Origin of the sequence: Haloferax sp. Atlit-10N, from assembly GCF_003586325.1 — an archaeon.
Lineage (GTDB): Archaea > Halobacteriota > Halobacteria > Halobacteriales > Haloferacaceae > Haloferax > Haloferax prahovense.
In genome coordinates, this window is record NZ_PSYX01000156.1 from 1 (window position 1) to 462 (window position 462).

A 462-nucleotide genomic window follows, 5' to 3' on the forward strand; every position below is an offset into this window, starting at 1 on the left:
CGGACGGTCTGGGAGGGCCCAGCAACAGCCGTTGCAGGCCGACTCGCCTCAAACCTGATTCTGAAACACGCACTTCCGAACGCCAACCACCGGACTGCTGTCGCATTAGTTCAGTTCTACCTCCGACGTCTGAACTCGGATTTCTCGATGCCGGAAACGTCCGTCGAAGTCGATCCAGAATCGTACGACTGGCGAGAGTGGGTAAACGAGTACATCAACGAGTCAAAGCGGCTACTAACCGTTCGGCGGAAGAACGTCCTCTGCAAGCACCTGTACCGTTTCGGCGCGAGAACGCTTGAACGGAAACACGCAGTCGAGATCGACTTGACCGCATACGAGCTGGATATGTACCCGAGTGAGGCGAAGGTCGCCTACGCGGAGCAGCATGAAGAGCTCTGGATCGAGTTCGTCGAGGAGGCTGTCGAACGCGCAGGCTATCCAGAGCTGAAGGAAACGCTAGGG

Annotated in this window: 1 pseudogene; it reads left to right on the forward strand. The window is 57.4% G+C overall.

What is annotated here, in order from left to right:
* Window positions 1–462 (forward strand): annotated as a pseudogene (locus C5B91_RS21645) (hypothetical protein); the annotation flags it as partial.